The sequence below is a fragment of the Parageobacillus caldoxylosilyticus NBRC 107762 genome (assembly GCF_000632715.1).
GTDB classification, from domain to species: Bacteria; Bacillota; Bacilli; order Bacillales; family Anoxybacillaceae; genus Saccharococcus; species Saccharococcus caldoxylosilyticus.
This window is the reverse complement of sequence record NZ_BAWO01000076.1, coordinates 1-16,976: the sequence shown is the minus strand read 5'-3', so window position 1 is coordinate 16,976 and position 16,976 is coordinate 1. Positions and strand designations below refer to the sequence as shown.

Below are 16,976 nucleotides of genomic sequence, written 5' to 3'. Positions count from 1 at the left end.
TATAGAGGGAGGTATTCCCTTTTTCTCTTGTAGATTTTTCAGTTCAGAATGTGTAACAAAACGCATAATAAATGCATAAAAGGGAGTAAAAAAATTCATTACTTTGGAAATCATATACATTGACCAGCCAATATTTTTTTCGTTTCGCCAATCAATCCTCGAACTCGTGAGGTGAGGAGCGAAAAGATGCCTATGGTCGGTCGATTCCTCAGTATCTAAAGACAGTATTGGGAAAATGTCCGTTTCGTTTCCACAACACGATTGAACAGGTATTCAATTAGACAAAGAATAACGGACTAGAACAGCCACGTTGGGTATGGGTTAACTGCTATTTACTGCATGTACAATTACGCATATTTATGTAAAATTTTGGATTTTTACTATAGTTTTGCAACACCATCCTCCGTATTTAAACTGATTCATTTAAAAACACTTAATCTATTTACCCTAGTATAATCATCCATTTTAAATCGATCTGGAAGTTCACTGTAGACGTTCACATGATTTCGCTTTAAAGAAAAAGAAAATTAAACAATGTCGACGATATCGTTTGATTTTCTATAAACAAAATGTAATAATTTTTGTTACAGAAGAACATGTCTTTTTTAAAAGAACACTTTAAGTGGTGGTGAATTCAATGGATGCGATACATCATTCGCCAGTGGAAGTAGGGGATTGGGTAAAAGGGAAAACAAAAAATGGAGAATTGATATACGGTTATGTTGAAACAGTAAATTCATTGCAAGGAACTGTCAAAATAAAGGTGATGGATTGTGATAATGAGCAAATCATTGGAAAAACCGTTGAAACACTAAAGCACTGGGTGAAAAAACTGCCGATCTCGATATTTGATAATGAGGAGGCGATTAAGGCATTAATTGATTTGGCATTGCTAACCAAAGATGAAAGATGGTTTATGGAACTGTCCGACCAATTAAAATCGATAAGACAAGTTGCAAAAGAAAGCGAAATGAAGAATACTACTCATCCTTCTTTTAAAAATAGATTGGGAACATGCGGCATGAAAGATGAATGTTAAAAAATACTCATGATGCGCACCAAGAGCGACAAGCGTAATGTTATTCATTTAAATCAGGTTAAAAAAATGAAAACAAGATGAACATAATCGGCTAACATGAAAAAAACGCCTCATCTGTTTCGTTTTCGACGATCCATCGTGGAAACTCCATAGAGCTTGTTTCAATAACCCTTTATCTGCTAAAGCAGAGAAATCTCGTGTATATGAAGGTGCTCTTGCATGGGAAATCTCTCCTCATGTAGGATGACATTTTCATGTTGATGAGATTTCTTGTGCAAGAGTTATTTATTTATATAGCGCTGTGGATAGATCAAAGAAATTTGACTAAATTTCCTGCAAATATTTTAAGAAATCAGCTTAACTCGCCTAAATATATCGATAAATATAGATATATCAATATAAATGCGTTTTAGCCATAAAGTGTCTTTTCTCTTTTATGGTTAACAGGTGGTGCTGATCTAGGAGACATTTTCCAAGGTGGATAGTTAGCTAATAGTGGAAAGTTTGTTCTGTTATATTGCCGGCGAAGATGCGGCAATCCTTTTTGATATCCATCGCTTCTAGTGCAAGCTCATCCAGCGATAAAACTTCCAGACTATCGCCATAAACAGCAAATACCCAACAAACGAATATAAGTGTTTCCAGTCGGAGCTGTGGACAAACCATCCTATTGTTTCTGCCTGTTTTTCCATCCATGTCATCAGCAGTCCCATTGCGATGAGAAAACCCCCACGTTGCCATGGGCGCAGCCTTGACATTGCGTAAAGAAAAAAAGTGACAAAGAGCGGCAGGCCGATTAAGGTGAAGGAAAGATCAATCGAAAAAATGGCTGGGAACGGCCGATGTGGGAAGTGGTACCATCCGTTTCCGACAAAATAAAGGTCTAAATAGGTTCCAATCCATGAGGCAAAGAAAAGCGTAGAAATATAGACTGGCGCGCGTTTAGCGCGAGTGAAAGAAGACGTTTTTGGCGATGATCGCCAGTTCCATTTTTTCGAGCGTTTCACAATAGGCATGGGTAATCTCTCCATTTATTTGTTCGTTTGATTTCACAAGGTATTCCACAACATTCCAATCATCAAACCAATCGCCGCGCTCCGCTTCTTCATGGACAACATTTTTCCATGCATATAAGAGTCGCGGGCTGTAAATTCGGGGCACCCCCGGCTGTATTTGACAATCTTTAATCCGCCGGCGGTACGGTTGCCTAGGTGCCAATTCACAAACATCGTTGAACAGGTGGGGCCAATAATCTTTCCGTGTCCCGGTATGGGGGTGAAGCGAAGCCCAGCGGACCACCCTTTCCAATGTGCCGCTGTTTTGAAACAGCAGCGAGTACAGCCGCTTTCCTAATAAAATCCGTTCATGCAGCGAGTGGAACTGATGGAGCGTTTGACCGATGAGAACAGGATTTCCTTGTTGATCCTCGTACGGAAACAAAATATGATTTAAGCTAAGAAAATCTTGCAATTTGAACTCGATTGTATGGAAGACGCTTTTTTGAAAAACGGGATTTTGAATAACGCGTTTTTCCAAATAACTTTGCTCGTTAATGACCAGGGAGATGGCGAGAATATAAGGGTCGCCGCGGCGCCAAAAATGGTTCCAAATCGTTTCCATGAAGGTCGATACGTGAAACATTGGAAGAAGATAAAACAGCGGTTTTCTCCGTTTTTTGCTTTCCTCATACAACAAAAATTGCGGATAGATATCTTGAAAAATAAGCCAGTTTCCGCGTTCCAAAAAGGAGAAGAAAGATTGCCGTTCCTCCTCAGTCAGTAAATGCAGCAACAGTTCCCCTTTTAAATCTGTCATATTCCAGCCGCCGTTTCTCGATACCATATGTCCTAAAAAAGCCCAGTGAATTTCCGGGTGGCGCTTGTAAAAGTCCAGGTATGCCGCTGTTCTTGTGACGTTGTTTTCGTTTTTCTCTTTCGTCCGGGCTGTTATTTGCTGCACGAGCCGTTTTTCTTCCATTGTTAGATGGGCCTCTTTTACAATATGGCTCACCCCTTTCCTCTTTTTCTTTAATTCATTTTTGATGTCAAGAAGCGCTGGGGAGAGGGAAGGAGTTTTCTTTTTTGTCCAAAACATGCGAACCACTCCTTCTGCGAATCGTTTTGCCGGTGCGGGAATAAGTATTAGAGGGGGATTAATATACTACTAGGAAGGGATGGCGAGTGTGACATACAGCATCTCGGGCGAACTTAGCAGGCTTGTGGTGACGGTGAAACGGGAGCAAGCGCCCGATGGTTCGTGGCGCTACCCATTTGAAACCGGCATTTCTACCGATGCTTATATGATCATCTTATTACGCACGTTGGAAATAAATGATGAAGATCTGATTCGGAAGCTGGTGGAACGAATCGAAAGCAGGCAGGAGGGCAATGGGGCGTGGAAGCTTTTTTACGATGAAGGGGAAGGGAACGTCACCACGACGGTGGAGGCGTATTATGCGCTTTTATATTCCGGGTATCGAAAGAAGACGGATCCACATATGCAAGCGGCGAAACAGCGAATTTTAGAAATGGGCGGAATCGAAAATGTGCATATGTTTGCGAAGTTTATGTTGGCCATGACCGGACAATATCGCTGGCCGAAGTTTTTTCCGATTCCCGTTGAATTTTTGCTGCTGCCGCCTTCATTTCCGCTTCATTTTTTTGATATTTCCATGCAAGGGCGGGCCAACCTTACACCGCTGCTCATCTTGACCGATAACAAATATTATCGAAAAACACGAAAAAGCCCTGACCTTTCCGATTTATTTCTATCGCGGGCCGATCACGGCGAAAAATGGGGACTGCGGGCGGATCGTTCGTTTCTTTCGTACCTCAAGCAATCGCTCATCGGGCTGCCAAGGCAGATTCACGCCGCTGCGAAACAGCGAGCCATCCAATATATGCTGCAGCGTTTGGAAGCGGATGGAACGTTTTATAGTTATTTTAGCTCGACGTTTCTGATGATTTTTGCGTTATTGTCGCTGGGATATCCGAAGGACCATCCGATCATTGTCAAAGCGGTCAATGGACTCAAAACGTTTCGTTGTTCCATCAATGGACATACGCATATGCAATATACGACGGCAACGGTTTGGAATACTGCTTTAGCCAGTTACGCCCTGCAAGAGGCGGGCGTACCACCGTCCGATGCCGCCGTTGAAAAGGCAAACCGCTATCTTCTTTCCCGCCAGCATTACCGATACGGAGATTGGGTCGTGCACAATCCTTACAGTTTGCCAGGGGGATGGGGATTTTCCAACATCAATACGATCAATCCTGATGTGGATGATACGACCGCTTCGTTGCGGGCAATTTACAGCCAGGCGTCCAAAGAAACGTTGTTTCGCCACGCATGGGATAGAGGCCTTCGTTGGCTGCTTTCCATGCAAAATAATGATGGGGGATACGGAGCATTTGAGAAAAACGTCAATAAACGTCTGTTTCATTATTTTCCCATTCAAGGAGCAGAGTTTTTATTGACAGACCCATCGACAGCGGACTTGACGGGAAGGACGCTAGAATTTTTTGGAACATATGCGAATTTGACGAAAGATCATCCGGCTATCGCACGCGGGATCAAGTGGTTGATCGACCATCAAGAAAAAAATGGGTCGTGGTATGGTCGGTGGGGGATTTGTTATATATACGGTACATGGGCGGCGGTAACCGGAATGATCGCTGTCGGTGTTCCCCCGACGCATCCTGCCAACCAAAAGGCGGCAAAATGGTTATTAAGCATTCAAAACAGCGATGGCGGGTGGGGAGAGTCGTGTAAAAGCGACAGCGCGAAAACGTACGTACCATTGCGGGCAAGCACTGCCACTCATACCGCCTGGGCGCTAGATACTTTGATCGCTGTCTTTGATCAACCAATTCCAGAAATTCAAGCCGGGATTCAATTTCTGCTTCAATCTATAAGAAAAGAGGATTGGACCGCTTCGTATCCGACAGGCCAGGGGATGGCCGGCGGATTTTATATTCACTATCATAGTTACCGCCGTGTATTTCCGTTGTTAACGCTAAGTCATTATGAAAAGAAGTTTGGATCGCTTCCGACGTGAAAATAGGAGGGAGTGGGAGAGGATAACCTCTCCTATTTTCGCTTGCTTCATCCTACGTGATGCTCATTTTCATCACTTAAAATCACCACAAATCCTTGGTTTCCGTCTACACGAATCATTTGCCCGTCTTTGATTTTCTTGGTGGCATCATTCACTCCCACCACAGCTGGGATTCCGTATTCCCGAGCCACAACGGCACCGTGCGTCATCAGTCCGCCCACCTCTGTAACCAATGCTTTGGCTGATTGAAATAAAGGAGTCCAACCGGGATCGGTATGAGGAGCAACGAGAATTTCTCCTTCATTGAGATGGGCTTCTTCCGGTTTCAAGACGATCCGGGCCTTACCTTCAACTACTCCAGCGGAAACCGGGCTTCCAACAAGAGCACCTTCGGGGAGCTCTCCTTTCCTAGGGGAACCTGTTACAATTTCTCCTTCACTCGTCATTACTCTAGGTGGTTTCAATGTTTGGTGCCATTCATATTTTTCTTTGCGGTCAGCAACAAGTGAGGAGACATTTTGTTTAAACTCTCCTTTTGAGAGTTGAATCAACTCGTCAAGAGTCAAGAAAAACACATCTTCTGTTTGCTGTAGAACCCCTTTTTTTACCAGTTCTTCCGCTTCAGCCATAATAGCTTTTTTGCATTCATCCAAAATCAAAGTAAGCAGATATTTGGGATGCTCCCGAAGCCCGCCCATATGGCGGTATACCTCAATAAGACGTTTGAGCCATTTGGACTTAAGACCTCGACGTCCAACATGATCCATAATGCGCTGTATAGCTTCTTGGGCTTCCTGTTCACCTTGAATGAACTTTTGCCGATGTTCCCCTGGCTTCACACTGCGCATGTGTCCCAAGATGGCAGGAACGAGTTGGGTAGGAGCTTCACGCCAGCGCGGCCTTGTCAGGTCAATTTCACCCGGGCATCTATGTCCGTATTTGGCGATAAAATCTTCAAAACTTCGTTTAAATCTCTCTCCCCCGCGTACGTTTAAGAGCCCTTCATAGAAAGTCTGATTATTCGCATGTTTCAGATACTCCTCCACTTCTGGCAGTTCCCGAACCAGATCGGCCAAATCGCCAATCTGTAGGCCCATCTCGCTGGTGATATTGCCGGGGAGGGATTTATTTATCTGATACAGTTCTTTGTCATCCCCGATCCAACGAATAAGTGCTCTCTTTAACAAGAGGAATGAGATTGGGAAACAAATGACGTAAGGAAAGATGTTCTGTAACATCGCCTTTCCGAAGGCGCTTAATTGATGTTGAACCGTTTCCAGGCGTTCAGCCCCGCTTACACCCTGCAAATCTTTTCTGACCTCTGTCCATTTTTTCTGCATGAAGCTTTCAACTTTGCTTTTCGCTGATTTCGGGTCACGCTTGAAAAGATTTTTCCATACCTCTTTTATGATCGGGGCAACGAATTGACGCGCTGACTTCACTAAACCCGGTTTAGGGGGAACTTGGAGAAACTCAGGCCGATGAATGACTTCACTGATTTCACGGCTGAGCGCTTCATCAAATAAATTTTTTAAAGCTATGGGCAGCATTTTTCTTCCCAGCTTGGTACGAAGCACTTCCGTAGGATTAACAAAAAGACGTCCCCCAGCTTCTAAAAGAACCGTTTTCGGAAAAATGGTTCGTAAGACTGAAATCCCCAACGGTTTCATGGCATCTGTCATCATTTGTACATGGCCGAATGAGAACATGACACGGAGCGGTTCTTGCGGAATGTCGGGCAGAGGATATAGCGAAGTGATCGGCCGGCTTTGCACAATAAAAATCTCTCCGTTTTCCATACAGAACTCAATATCCTGTGGTGAGACAAAATGTTTCTCAATTCTTTTTCCCAGTTCAGCCAAACGCAAAATTTGGCTGTCCGTCAGGGCTTGTTTGGTCTGTTGATCCGGAGGCAAGTCTTTTTTCACCGTACCTCCTTCAGGCAGCGAGTAAATCGCTATTTTCTTTTCCGATACGTTTTTATGAATGATTTTACCGGCTTTCACTTTGTATAAATCCGCCGAAACCATTCCGGATACGATGACTTCTCCCAATCCGAAGCTGGCGTCAATGGAGACCACCTTACGATTTCCACTCACAGGATCAGCGGTGAACATGATGCCTGCGATTTCCGGGTTCACCATCCGTTGCACCACGACAGACAGGTAGACCTGACGATGATCAAACCCATTTTTTGCCCGATAGGAAATGGCACGGTCTGTAAACAAAGACGCCCAACATTTTCGAATATGTTGAAGCAGTTCCTCCTGCCCCTTAATATTCAAATAGGTATCCTGCTGTCCAGCAAACGAGGCGGTAGGCAGATCTTCAGCCGTTGCACTGGAACGGACGGCATAAGCATACTCTTCCCCGACTGATTTCCAGGCATGAATAATTTCATTTCTCAACGGAGCAGGGATCTCTAGCTGACGCAAGTGGGTACGAATACGCTCTCCCAAATTCCGCAATTGATTTAAATCATTCGGGTCCATTGCATTTAGTTCATCTAACAGAGAATTCATTTCGGGACTGGTGGCGATAAAGTCTTGATAAGCCAGTGTTGTAATACAGAATCCACCGGGTACCGGGAAACCTGCCTTACTCAGTTCACCCAAGTTCGCTCCCTTTCCTCCAACATAAGGAAGACAGGAACGATCCACTTGTTCAAAAAATAATACATATGATCGCATTGGTTGGTCCCCTTTCTCTTGTCTTTTTTCGCTGTAATATACAAATAAATTAAATATTTTTACATATGGTTAGATTAGAACACCAACTAGGGACTGGGTGATCATGTTCTCTTTTTCCCATTTATTGAAAAAATCTCTTTAAGCTCATTCTAATACAAACTTTTACAAACGTAAAGTGAGTACTCACTTTATTTTTGGGATGAGAGTTATTCCATCCAATGCACGGGAAGCCGTTCATCTTTTTGAGCTGAAATGATTCATCAATGAAACAGATTTGGAGATTAAGGGACATTATACGAATACGGCTGGATACACCGATCCAGTTTTCGGATTGAGTCATATCCCACGTGCTTTAAATATTAGGTAAAAGAGAATCAATAGTGGGAAAAGGAAAAACGATGATCCACTCTTTATCGAGGTTTAAAATGGGGATTTTTGCGTTTTGTATCCCCTGGAGTGGTAAATCCGCGAAAAAACGGTGGGCCCCTTACTCACATTTCACAACCTTTAGACAAAGGGTAGGATTTTTTTCGATTGTTGTCAAATTAGTTAAAGGGAAATTACGCTACCGCATGAGCATTTACATTCATGCCATTTATTAAGCGCGTAATGGACATGAAGTAACTGTAATTTTCATAGCAGATCGATGAGTTTGTGTCAGTGGATGGACGTTCCTTAAGCTTTACACCGGTGTGTAATGGTTGTTATCCATTCTGAACTACAAAATCAGGGGAGGCAAATGGTAATGCGATTAACCGATGAGGAAGTGCAATTCCTTTTACAAGAGATGGAAGGTTGGAAACTGGTGGAGGAGCGGTGGATTGCGAAAAAGTATCGCTTCCAGGATTATTTGCAAGGAATCGAATTTGTGCGGCAAATCGCGGCAATTTCAGAAGAAGTAAATCATCATCCGTTCATTTCTATCGATTATAAGCTCATCACGGTGAAAATTTCATCTTGGCGGGCGAAAGGGCTAACGAAGCTCGATTTTGAAATGGCAAAAAAATATGATGAAGTTTATGAAAAAATGAAATGAGAAATGCAGGGGGAGAAACATGGTCAAAGATCAAGTGGCGCTTGTCACCGGCGCGGCGCGCGGGATCGGTTATTGAAATTGCGAAAACATTTGCGAAAAACGGAGCCAGGGTGGTTTTAGCCGACATGAACCTCTCCCACCTTCATTCCATGAAGAGGCGGGAGTTTCTTACCATCTCCACCAAAGAAGCTTCTGCGCGGAAGAAGGTGGTCTTCTTCCACTCGATGAATGCATCGGAAGCCTTCTGGATGGGTCCAGTAAGCAACATCGACTTTGCACCGATGGGGCGGTCCAACCCTTCTACTACTTCTTGCTTACGCAATCCGTAGATACGTTAGCTTCGTTTGTACATTCCAATGAACAAACGTACCATGCAGCGCTTTGCTTAAGATATTTCTCGCTCCATGAACGTCACGATGCTCCTCATACCCACACCGGCACACAAACAGGCGGGAAGACACTTTTTGTCTCTTTTGGCAGACAGGACATGTCTGGCTCGTATATGACTCCTCGATTTCATGCAAGCGAATGCCATGTGGAGCCAGCTTATAAGCGAGATACTTCTTCACTTTCCCGAATGACCAATTCGAGAGCTTTTGCGCTTGTTTGCGGCTCGTACGTTTTTTCTTTCTCGTGTTCCGCTCTACTCCTTCAACGTTTCCGATATACACATCGGAGACGGACTGCTTTAAACACCAGTCGATAAACTGTTTCGTCGTTTTATGCAGCGCATCCCGCAACTGTCTTTCGGATTTGGATAACACGTATCGTTTTGCCCGCTCATACTTTTTCCATCGACGCGATCCTTTTTGACATTTCGACTGACGACGCTGGATCTCCGCCAGTTTTTTATTCCGCAGCCGGTGAAGGGAGCGTATCTTTCTTCCCGTGATGAGGAGGGCTTGTCCGTTTTCGCAAAACGCGCCGATGGTGTGTACTTCCCCAAGATCGACTCCAACTGTCTTCCCCGGTTTATACGCTTTTTCCTTTTGTCCATCTTCATACGTCACGGCCAAATAAAGACCTTGATCCCAGCAGCATTCGATTTCTTTGATGGTTCCCTTTGGCAGATGCGACGCATACACGACAATTGGCTTTTCCCGTTTTCCATGATGAATGCCCATGGAGAGTTCGATTTTTCCGTTTTCGTAAACCTTGAAACCGTTTTTCGCCCATTTCGTTGGGAAGTACTTCTTTTTCTTGTAGGGATAACGGGCAACATGTCCTTGTTGGATCGCGTGGTGAGCAGCTTGTCTTGCGAAGAGGTATTGGTGGCAGACGGCTTGAATGGATTGGCTGTGAAGATGGAACTTCCTTTTCGTTTGTTTTTGCAGCTCGCTTTTCGAGATCCAGCGACCGTGTTGAAGGAAATGCTCTTTGGCTAAGCGGAGGCACTCATTCCAGACACGAGCCGACTCCCGGTTGCAGGCCTGAAGCCGCTCGAGGTCCGCCTTCGATGCCCGGAAGGCCACTTTTTGCCCACGAAGCATGGTGGATCCTCCTTTCACCAAATCATGGATAAGAATAGTATAGCACATATGTTCTGTATTTGGAAGAAAAAAACAACCGATTCCCCTCCCACCTACACTCTGTTTAGAGGTGGGAGACTTCTCGGTAAATATGTTAAATCCACTTTTCATTTTCGTCTATTCCTCTTTCTTCTGACGGGGTACACATTCGTTCACTAATAAGTTTTTCCAGAAGCTTCTTTTCTATTTTTTGTAAATAGAGATTGTTTTCTCGAAGCTTTTTTAGGTTTACATCAAATAACCAAGAACGAATGGCATAATTATGATGAAACAGAAAGGTATAATCTTCATTTTTATATAACTTTCTAATGGGGTGGCAACGAAGAATCTGTTGAATATGATCATCAACCGCTTCATCAGACGGTTCTGCTTTTTTGCGCAATTTTACTCCAAATGGAGTAGAAACTAAAGTAATTATGGCAACAATCATAATAGCCAGCCAATTAGTGAAAGGAAAAAATACTGTATAAACAAAGTAATTAAGAAGGAGGGAGGTAAAGAGATATATAGCTCCGACACTTAAATAAATTATTCTAGCAATTGGAATTGGTAATATTGAAGAAATTTGTAACAGTTCATCAAGGATAGATCCATTATTCGGATTTGCATGGTCCACATACTTACGGTCTGATTCACTATATGTCCATCCTTTGTGGAGAAACATAATTGACGCAAGTAAAAAAGCAAAGCCAATGAAGGGTAAAACAACCTTTTCCCAACTCATTTCTAATAATCCTCTCTTAATTCCAATTGATTTTTATCTTCAATCGACTAAAATTTTTTATCCTTAAAACTTTCCGTAAGATTAATCATAATATTTCAACTATGTTCATTCATACTCAACCAACTCTAGTAAAAAGGCTTTTTACTCAAATATAAGCCAAAACAAATTACAGTTATATCAGTAAATTTTCCCATCCTATTCAAATTTGCAGGTGTACAAATACAGCTGTCAAGAACTTGGCTTAGTCTATATTTGTCGTAAAACCGTATGGTATGATGAAAATACAGGAGAATGGCGGGCATCGCTAGAAAGGGGAAGATCATGAAGCAGCTGAGCATTTTAGCGAAAATCGAAAATCAAATGGAACGATTTTCACCGGCAGAAAAAAAGATTGCGGCTTATATTTTGGGACATGCGGAGCTTGTACCGAATATGACGACAAAAGAATTGTCACGAAACGCCGGGGCAAGTGAGGCGAGCGTCGTGCGCTTTTGCAAATCGATCGGCATCGGCAGCTTTACGGCGCTAAAGCTGGCGCTCGTCCGCGAACTGACGATCGCCGATATGAATATTAACGATTTTTCCATTATCGAAAAGCAAGATGCGCCGTATGACTTGTTCAATAAAGTCACGTATGTCAATAAAGCGGCTATTGAGGCTACGACGACGACCATTGATAAACGCGAATTGGAAAAAGCGGCGGAAGCAATCGTCAATGCGGGTAAAATTTTGTTTTACGGGGTCGGCGGTTCCGCCGCTTCGGCCATGGATGCCTGTTATAAATTTACGAAGCTTGGTTATGTATCGGCGATGTCCCTGGATTTTCACACGATGCTTCCGCTTGCCGCCAATTTAAAAGAAGGGGATGTGTTTGTCGCCATTTCCACCTCAGGAAGGACAAAGGATGTGCTGGAAATTTCCCGGTTTGCGAAAAAACAACATGCCACGGTGGTCGCCATCACCAAGCTTGATCCTTCCTCCCCGTTATATAAAGAAGCCGATATTAAATTATGCCTCCCCGATGTCGAACAAGACTATCGCATCGGAAGCATGGCATCGAGAATGACGCAGCTGAACGTAATTGATGCGCTTTATTTAATCACTTTCCATAAAGTGGGCAGCCGCGTAATCGAAAAATTCCATGAAACACGAGAAGAAGTGGTGCGCTTAAGAAGGTAGAAAAGGCGAGGGTGCAAACTCGCTTTTATTTTTTCGTCATAGATTGATATTTTATTTCATAATTATATAATAAAATAGGGAAATAAAATTTCATAACCAAACAAGAAGGTGAAAAGATTGCTAGAACATCTAACAACTGAACAGTGCAATGCGAAAACGAAAAACTTGGATGAAATGACAACGAAGGAAATTTTGCAAGTGATGAACGAAGAAGACCAGACTGTCGCTTTGGCGGTCTCCAAACAATTAGACCAAATTGAAAAACTGGTGCAAAAAGTCATCGCATCGTTTCAACGAGGAGGCAGGCTGATTTATATCGGTGCGGGGACGAGCGGCCGCCTTGGCATTTTGGATGCAGTAGAATGTCCGCCGACGTTTGGGACCGATCCAGAAATGGTACAAGGAATTATCGCCGGTGGATTGGAAGCGCTCACAAACGCCGTTGAAGGGGCGGAAGATGATGAGGGGTTGGCAGTGCGCGATCTACAAAAGGTTTCGTTGACGGGCAAAGACGTTGTCGTTGGCATTGCTGCGAGCGGGCGCACGCCGTATGTGATTAGCGCCCTTCGCTACGCGAAACAAATCGATGCGACAACGGGCGGCATCGCCTGCAATAAAGGGGCGGAAATAAGCAAATATGCTGACGTTAGCATTGAAGTCGAAACGGGACCGGAAGTATTGACCGGATCGACCCGTCTAAAAGCGGGAACGGCGCAAAAAATGGTGCTCAACATGATTTCGACCGCTTCGATGATCGGAATCGGAAAAGTGTATAAAAACTTGATGGTGGATGTCCAGGCAACGAATGGGAAGCTGAAAGAGCGAGCAAAGCGAATTATTATGGAAGCGACAGGCGCGGATGCGAATACGGCGGCGCGCTATTATATGGCAGCGCATGGAAACGTCAAAACGGCGATCGTGATGATTTTGTTGCAATGTAGCTATGAGGAGGCAAAAGAGCGCCTGCAAAAAGCAAATGGTTTTGTGCGCAAAGCGCTTTAATAATAAACAAAGGGGAGAGGAGAACATGAAGCGGGAACAACAAATGGCCATGGCAATATTAGAGCGGCTTGGGGGAAAGGAAAACATCACGCGCATTGCCCATTGCATGACAAGGGTGCGCATGTCATTGCGCGCTCCGCACAAGGCAGATATTGCCGCGTTGAAACAAATCGAAGGAGTAATGGGAGTTATTGAGGATGAAACATTGCAAATCGTCGTCGGTCCGGGCGTGGTCAACAAGGTGGCCGCGGCGCTGTGCGAGCTGACAGGGTTGGAGCTTGGCGAAGTAATCGAAGAAGATGCGGCGGAGCGGACAAAAGCCGAAATCAAAGCGCGCAACCAAACGCCGTTGAAGCGGCTGCTGCGGAAAATCGGCAGCATTTTCATCCCGTTGATTCCAGGCCTTGTTGCGTCAGGAATCATTAACGGGATCGCCAACTTTGCGAAAAACGCTGGAGTTGATCCGACGGAAACATGGCTGCAGCTGTTACTGCTTATTGGCGGCGGCATTTTCGCCTCGCTCGGCATTTTAGTCGGCTACAATACGGCGAAAGAGTTTGGAGGCACTCCGGTGTTAGGCGCGATTGCCGGTATTTTAGTATTTAACCCGGCGCTTGCTGATGTTAAGCTTTTTGGTGAAGCGCTTACTCCAGGACGGGGCGGGTTGTTCGCTGTCATGTTGGCGGCATGGCTGATGGCGGTCATTGAAAAGTATGTGCGCAAATTTGTTCCCAATGCGGTCGATATTATTGTTACCCCGCTGATTACTGTACTTATTGTTTGCTTATTTACATTGATTGCGGTACAACCGATTGCGGGATGGCTGTCGTTAGGCATTACCAGCGGCATTAAAGCGGTGTTGGATATTGGCGGTGCGATTGCCGGCGCGGTGTTGGCAGGAACGTTTTTGCCGCTCGTAATGGTTGGATTGCATCACGGGCTGACGCCGATTCATATGGAATTTATTAATAAAATCGGCTCGACTCCGATTTTGCCGATTTTAGCGATGGCGGGGGCAGGCCAGGTCGGCGCGGCGATTGCGATTTTCGTCAAAACGAAAAACAAGCGGCTTCGCAACATTATTAAAGGGGCGCTGCCGGTCGGATTTTTAGGAATTGGCGAGCCATTGTTATACGGGGTCACTCTGCCGTTAGGCCGGCCGTTTTTAACCGCGTGTCTTGGCGCGGCGGTTGGCGGGGCGTTTCAAGCGGTCATGAAAACAGCGGCGCTTGGCATCGGCGTGTCTGGTTTATCGCTTATTCCGCTCATCGCCGAAGGAAAATATATCACGTATTTTATTGGATTGGTGATTTCCTATACGTTTGGCTTCATTTTTACGTATTTGTTCGGATTTAAAGAAGAAATGGCGGAAAACGTTTAAAATCGGGAGGCAGCTATGTTTTCCTTTTCTTTCTATTTTTCAGAGCCGTTGGAGCAAATCGAAAAAAAGTTTCAGCAGGCAAGCGCGTACGGATGCACGGAATTATTTACATCTCTTCACATTCCCGAAGATGATTTGGATAAGTATCATCAGAAGCTTCCACGGATAGGGGAGCTTGCGAAACGCTGCGGGGTCGGGGTTGTCGCCGACGTCACCCCGTCTTCGCTCACGAAATTAGGAATAAGCGGGGAGCGGCTTTCCGCGCTGCGCGGTTGGGGCATCAGCGGTCTGCGGCTTGATGATGGCTTTTCGATGAAGGAGGCGGCGCATTATTCTCATCAAATCAAAGTGGTGCTCAATGCCAGCACACTAACAGAAAGAGAATGCGACGAACTGGTCGCCTGCAGCGCAAACTGGGGCCGTATTGAAGCGTGGCATAATTTTTATCCGCGCCCGGAAACGGGATTATCGAAAGAAACAGTCATTCAAAAAAACCAAATTCTACGCCGGAAAGGAATTCGAACGATTGCCGCGTTCATCCCGGGAAATAAAGAAAAGCGAGGTCCGCTCCATCAAGGGCTACCTACGTTAGAAGCACATCGGCATATGGATCCGCTTTGCGCGTACGCGGAATTAGTGCGAGATTGTGATGTAGATAAAGTATTCATTGGTGATTTTTCCATGACGGATGATGCCCTCATGCGGATAAAAGAGTTTCAAGATGGCATTATTCCGCTGCGTTACCGGCCGCTCGCTATCTATGATTGGCTTGCGCTCGTGGAAACGGTGCATACAAACCGGCGCGATGCGGCTAGAGACGTGATTCGTTCCACCGAATCCCGTTTATCGTTGGCATGGCCGGATGACGCGCTGCGGCCTGCTTATATGATTCCAAGAGAAAAAGGGAGCGTGACGATCGATAATAACCAATACGGACGATATGCCGGCGAGCTGCAAATAACACTAACCGACCTCCCTGCTAACGAGAAAGTAAATGTAGTGGGAAGAATTATGGAAGATGATCTTCCCCTCCTTGCGTATGTTGGCGGGGGACAGTGCTTTCGTCTCATGCGGACAACGTAAAACCACCTTTATTGGTGGTTTTTTATTTGGAGGTAAGTGACTTTTTAGAGTGATGGCATTATAAAGAAAACGAGATTTGTAGGGGGGATTGGATGAAATCTTTTGTTGCGGAAATTCCGGCATTAAGGGCGAACCTCCCCGACTAAGATTCTAGCCGGAACATCGGTTATCTCACATACAGCTGTGCTCATGCTGTCAAACATCTGCAGTGTGCGCCGCCTGATGCAAGCCAATGGATGAAGACGAATGCGTCGCGTTAGTTGTTCAACAACAGATGCAAAAGCGGGAGATAACGCAAAGATCTCCTCCAGCCGTTTGACTAGGAGAGCTGTGCTTTTTTTACTTCCATATAAAACGCGGTTAAAAATTTGCGCACGTTAATGCGGCATTTTGATGCTTTTTCCCCATTCTCAAGCTCCTTCATGCGCTTGCGGATTTCTGCAAAATCAAAAAGGCGCGGCGCGAAATGTTCAAAAGTCGGATTCGTATAGTCGGTAAGGCCAAGGGAAGCGAGATGGGTAAATGCTTGCAGCACGAGACGGCGGATGCGCTGTTCGAGCGCGCGCACTTCTTTGGTGATCTCCGCTGCAAGGTGTGTTTGCTGTATTAGTTCCGTATATAATTCTTTTAAAGGAGGAAGCTCATGAATCGTTTGCCCTTGCGCTTCTTTTTCCGCCAACCAGCGCATGATCAGCAATAAATCGGCGCTTCCCGCTTCCCCGGCGATGCCGAGCAGCAGGAGAAGCTGCTGGGCTTGCTGCTCGAGATTCGCCTGTTCATTTAGAGACAATAGAGATGGAGATGTTTTTGGTTTATCCAATACTTCGAGCATTTGCCGAATAGACTGAAGCGACTGCAAAACAGAAATGTGCTCTGCGACGCGTTTTAATACCGATACGACCTCATAGCGGTTGATCGGCTTTTGAATATATGTATCTACTCCATGAAGATAGGCCTGCCCGATCATTTCTTTATTTTCGACTTGCGAGATCATGATGAATTGGCCGGCAAATCCTTCTTCTCTCAATTTTTTGATCGTTTGAATGCCGTCGCGTCCCGGCATTAATAAATCGATCAGCACGACGTCGACGGAAAACAGCTGGTCCGCCGAAACATCCAGTCCGTCGTCCGCCTGTCCGACGACTTCGCCAAGTTCGTTTTCGTGAATGATTTTTTCAAGCATTTTCCGCACGACGGCATCATCTTCAATGAGAAAAAAACGAAGTGCCATCGGTTATCTTCCTCCCTCTATA

13 protein-coding genes are annotated in these 16,976 nt (G+C 45.0%); 7 read left to right on the top strand and 6 right to left on the bottom strand.

Going from position 1 to position 16,976, the window contains the following annotated elements; translation table 11 throughout:
• The first annotated feature begins 637 nt into the window (after positions 1-637).
• Positions 638-1,039: an IDEAL domain-containing protein gene (locus tag GCA01S_RS17425; protein WP_042411931.1), complete on the top strand. Its 402-nt coding sequence runs from the start codon at positions 638-640 to the stop codon at positions 1,037-1,039.
• A gap of 560 nt (positions 1,040-1,599) precedes the next feature.
• On the opposite strand, the gene GCA01S_RS17420 is transcribed toward GCA01S_RS17425, so the two are convergent.
• Both GCA01S_RS17420 and GCA01S_RS17415 read right to left on the bottom strand, forming a co-directional pair.
• Entirely contained in the window at positions 1,600-2,055 is a 456-nt protein-coding gene (locus tag GCA01S_RS17420; RefSeq protein ID WP_081804217.1) for a CBO0543 family protein, read from the bottom strand.
• Positions 1,982-3,133, bottom strand: coding sequence for a DUF2515 domain-containing protein (locus tag GCA01S_RS17415; protein ID WP_042411929.1), 1,152 nt, complete (start codon positions 3,131-3,133; stop codon positions 1,982-1,984). The genes GCA01S_RS17420 and GCA01S_RS17415 overlap by 74 nt, the downstream gene beginning before the upstream one ends.
• Before the next feature lie 79 nt (positions 3,134-3,212).
• Here GCA01S_RS17415 and shc point away from each other — a divergent pair, with 79 nt between their 5' ends.
• The gene (gene shc, locus GCA01S_RS17410) at positions 3,213-5,099 is read left to right on the top strand and encodes a squalene--hopene cyclase (RefSeq protein ID WP_174407511.1); all 1,887 of its coding nucleotides are present in this window, start codon (positions 3,213-3,215) and stop codon (positions 5,097-5,099) included.
• Positions 5,100-5,146: 47 nt separating this feature from the next.
• On the opposite strand, the gene GCA01S_RS17405 is transcribed toward shc, so the two are convergent.
• Positions 5,147-7,789 carry a phosphoenolpyruvate synthase gene (locus GCA01S_RS17405; RefSeq protein WP_042411927.1) on the bottom strand — a complete coding sequence of 881 codons (2,643 nt, stop codon included), beginning with the start codon at positions 7,787-7,789 and terminating at the stop codon, positions 5,147-5,149.
• 745 nt (positions 7,790-8,534) lie between these two features.
• On the opposite strand from GCA01S_RS17405, the gene GCA01S_RS17400 reads away from it, so the two are divergent.
• Entirely contained in the window at positions 8,535-8,825 is a 291-nt protein-coding gene (locus GCA01S_RS17400) for a 4a-hydroxytetrahydrobiopterin dehydratase (protein WP_017437800.1), read from the top strand.
• Positions 8,826-9,139: 314 nt separating this feature from the next.
• Here the strand turns inward: GCA01S_RS17400 and GCA01S_RS17395 are convergent, their stop codons facing one another.
• Together GCA01S_RS17395 and GCA01S_RS17390 are read right to left on the bottom strand one after the other, a co-directional pair.
• Complete coding sequence (locus GCA01S_RS17395) at positions 9,140-10,315, bottom strand: RNA-guided endonuclease InsQ/TnpB family protein (RefSeq protein ID WP_042411925.1); 1,176 nt, start codon at positions 10,313-10,315, stop codon at positions 9,140-9,142.
• A 133-nt stretch (positions 10,316-10,448) separates the two neighbouring features.
• The gene (locus GCA01S_RS17390; protein WP_042411923.1) at positions 10,449-11,078 is read right to left on the bottom strand and encodes a hypothetical protein; all 630 of its coding nucleotides are present in this window, start codon (positions 11,076-11,078) and stop codon (positions 10,449-10,451) included.
• Between the two features lie 321 nt (positions 11,079-11,399).
• On the opposite strand from GCA01S_RS17390, the gene GCA01S_RS17385 reads away from it, so the two are divergent.
• The 4 genes from GCA01S_RS17385 to GCA01S_RS17370 all read left to right on the top strand — a co-directional run bounded on the left by GCA01S_RS17385 (position 11,400) and on the right by GCA01S_RS17370 (position 15,723).
• Positions 11,400-12,257 (top strand): MurR/RpiR family transcriptional regulator, encoded by an 858-nt coding sequence (locus GCA01S_RS17385; protein ID WP_042411921.1) that lies wholly within the window; start codon positions 11,400-11,402, stop codon positions 12,255-12,257.
• A gap of 108 nt (positions 12,258-12,365) precedes the next feature.
• Positions 12,366-13,259, top strand: a complete 894-nt coding sequence (gene murQ, locus GCA01S_RS17380; RefSeq protein WP_303620920.1) for an N-acetylmuramic acid 6-phosphate etherase — start codon at positions 12,366-12,368, stop codon at positions 13,257-13,259.
• A gap of 25 nt (positions 13,260-13,284) precedes the next feature.
• Positions 13,285-14,640, top strand: coding sequence for a PTS transporter subunit EIIC (locus GCA01S_RS17375; RefSeq protein WP_042411916.1), 1,356 nt, complete (start codon positions 13,285-13,287; stop codon positions 14,638-14,640).
• A 15-nt stretch (positions 14,641-14,655) separates the two neighbouring features.
• Positions 14,656-15,723, top strand: a complete 1,068-nt coding sequence (locus tag GCA01S_RS17370) for a DUF871 domain-containing protein (RefSeq protein WP_042411914.1) — start codon at positions 14,656-14,658, stop codon at positions 15,721-15,723.
• Between the two features lie 319 nt (positions 15,724-16,042).
• Here GCA01S_RS17370 and GCA01S_RS17365 read toward each other — a convergent pair whose 3' ends face one another.
• Positions 16,043-16,954 (bottom strand): response regulator, encoded by a 912-nt coding sequence (locus GCA01S_RS17365; protein ID WP_042411912.1) that lies wholly within the window; start codon positions 16,952-16,954, stop codon positions 16,043-16,045.
• Positions 16,955-16,976: the final 22 nt, after the last annotated feature.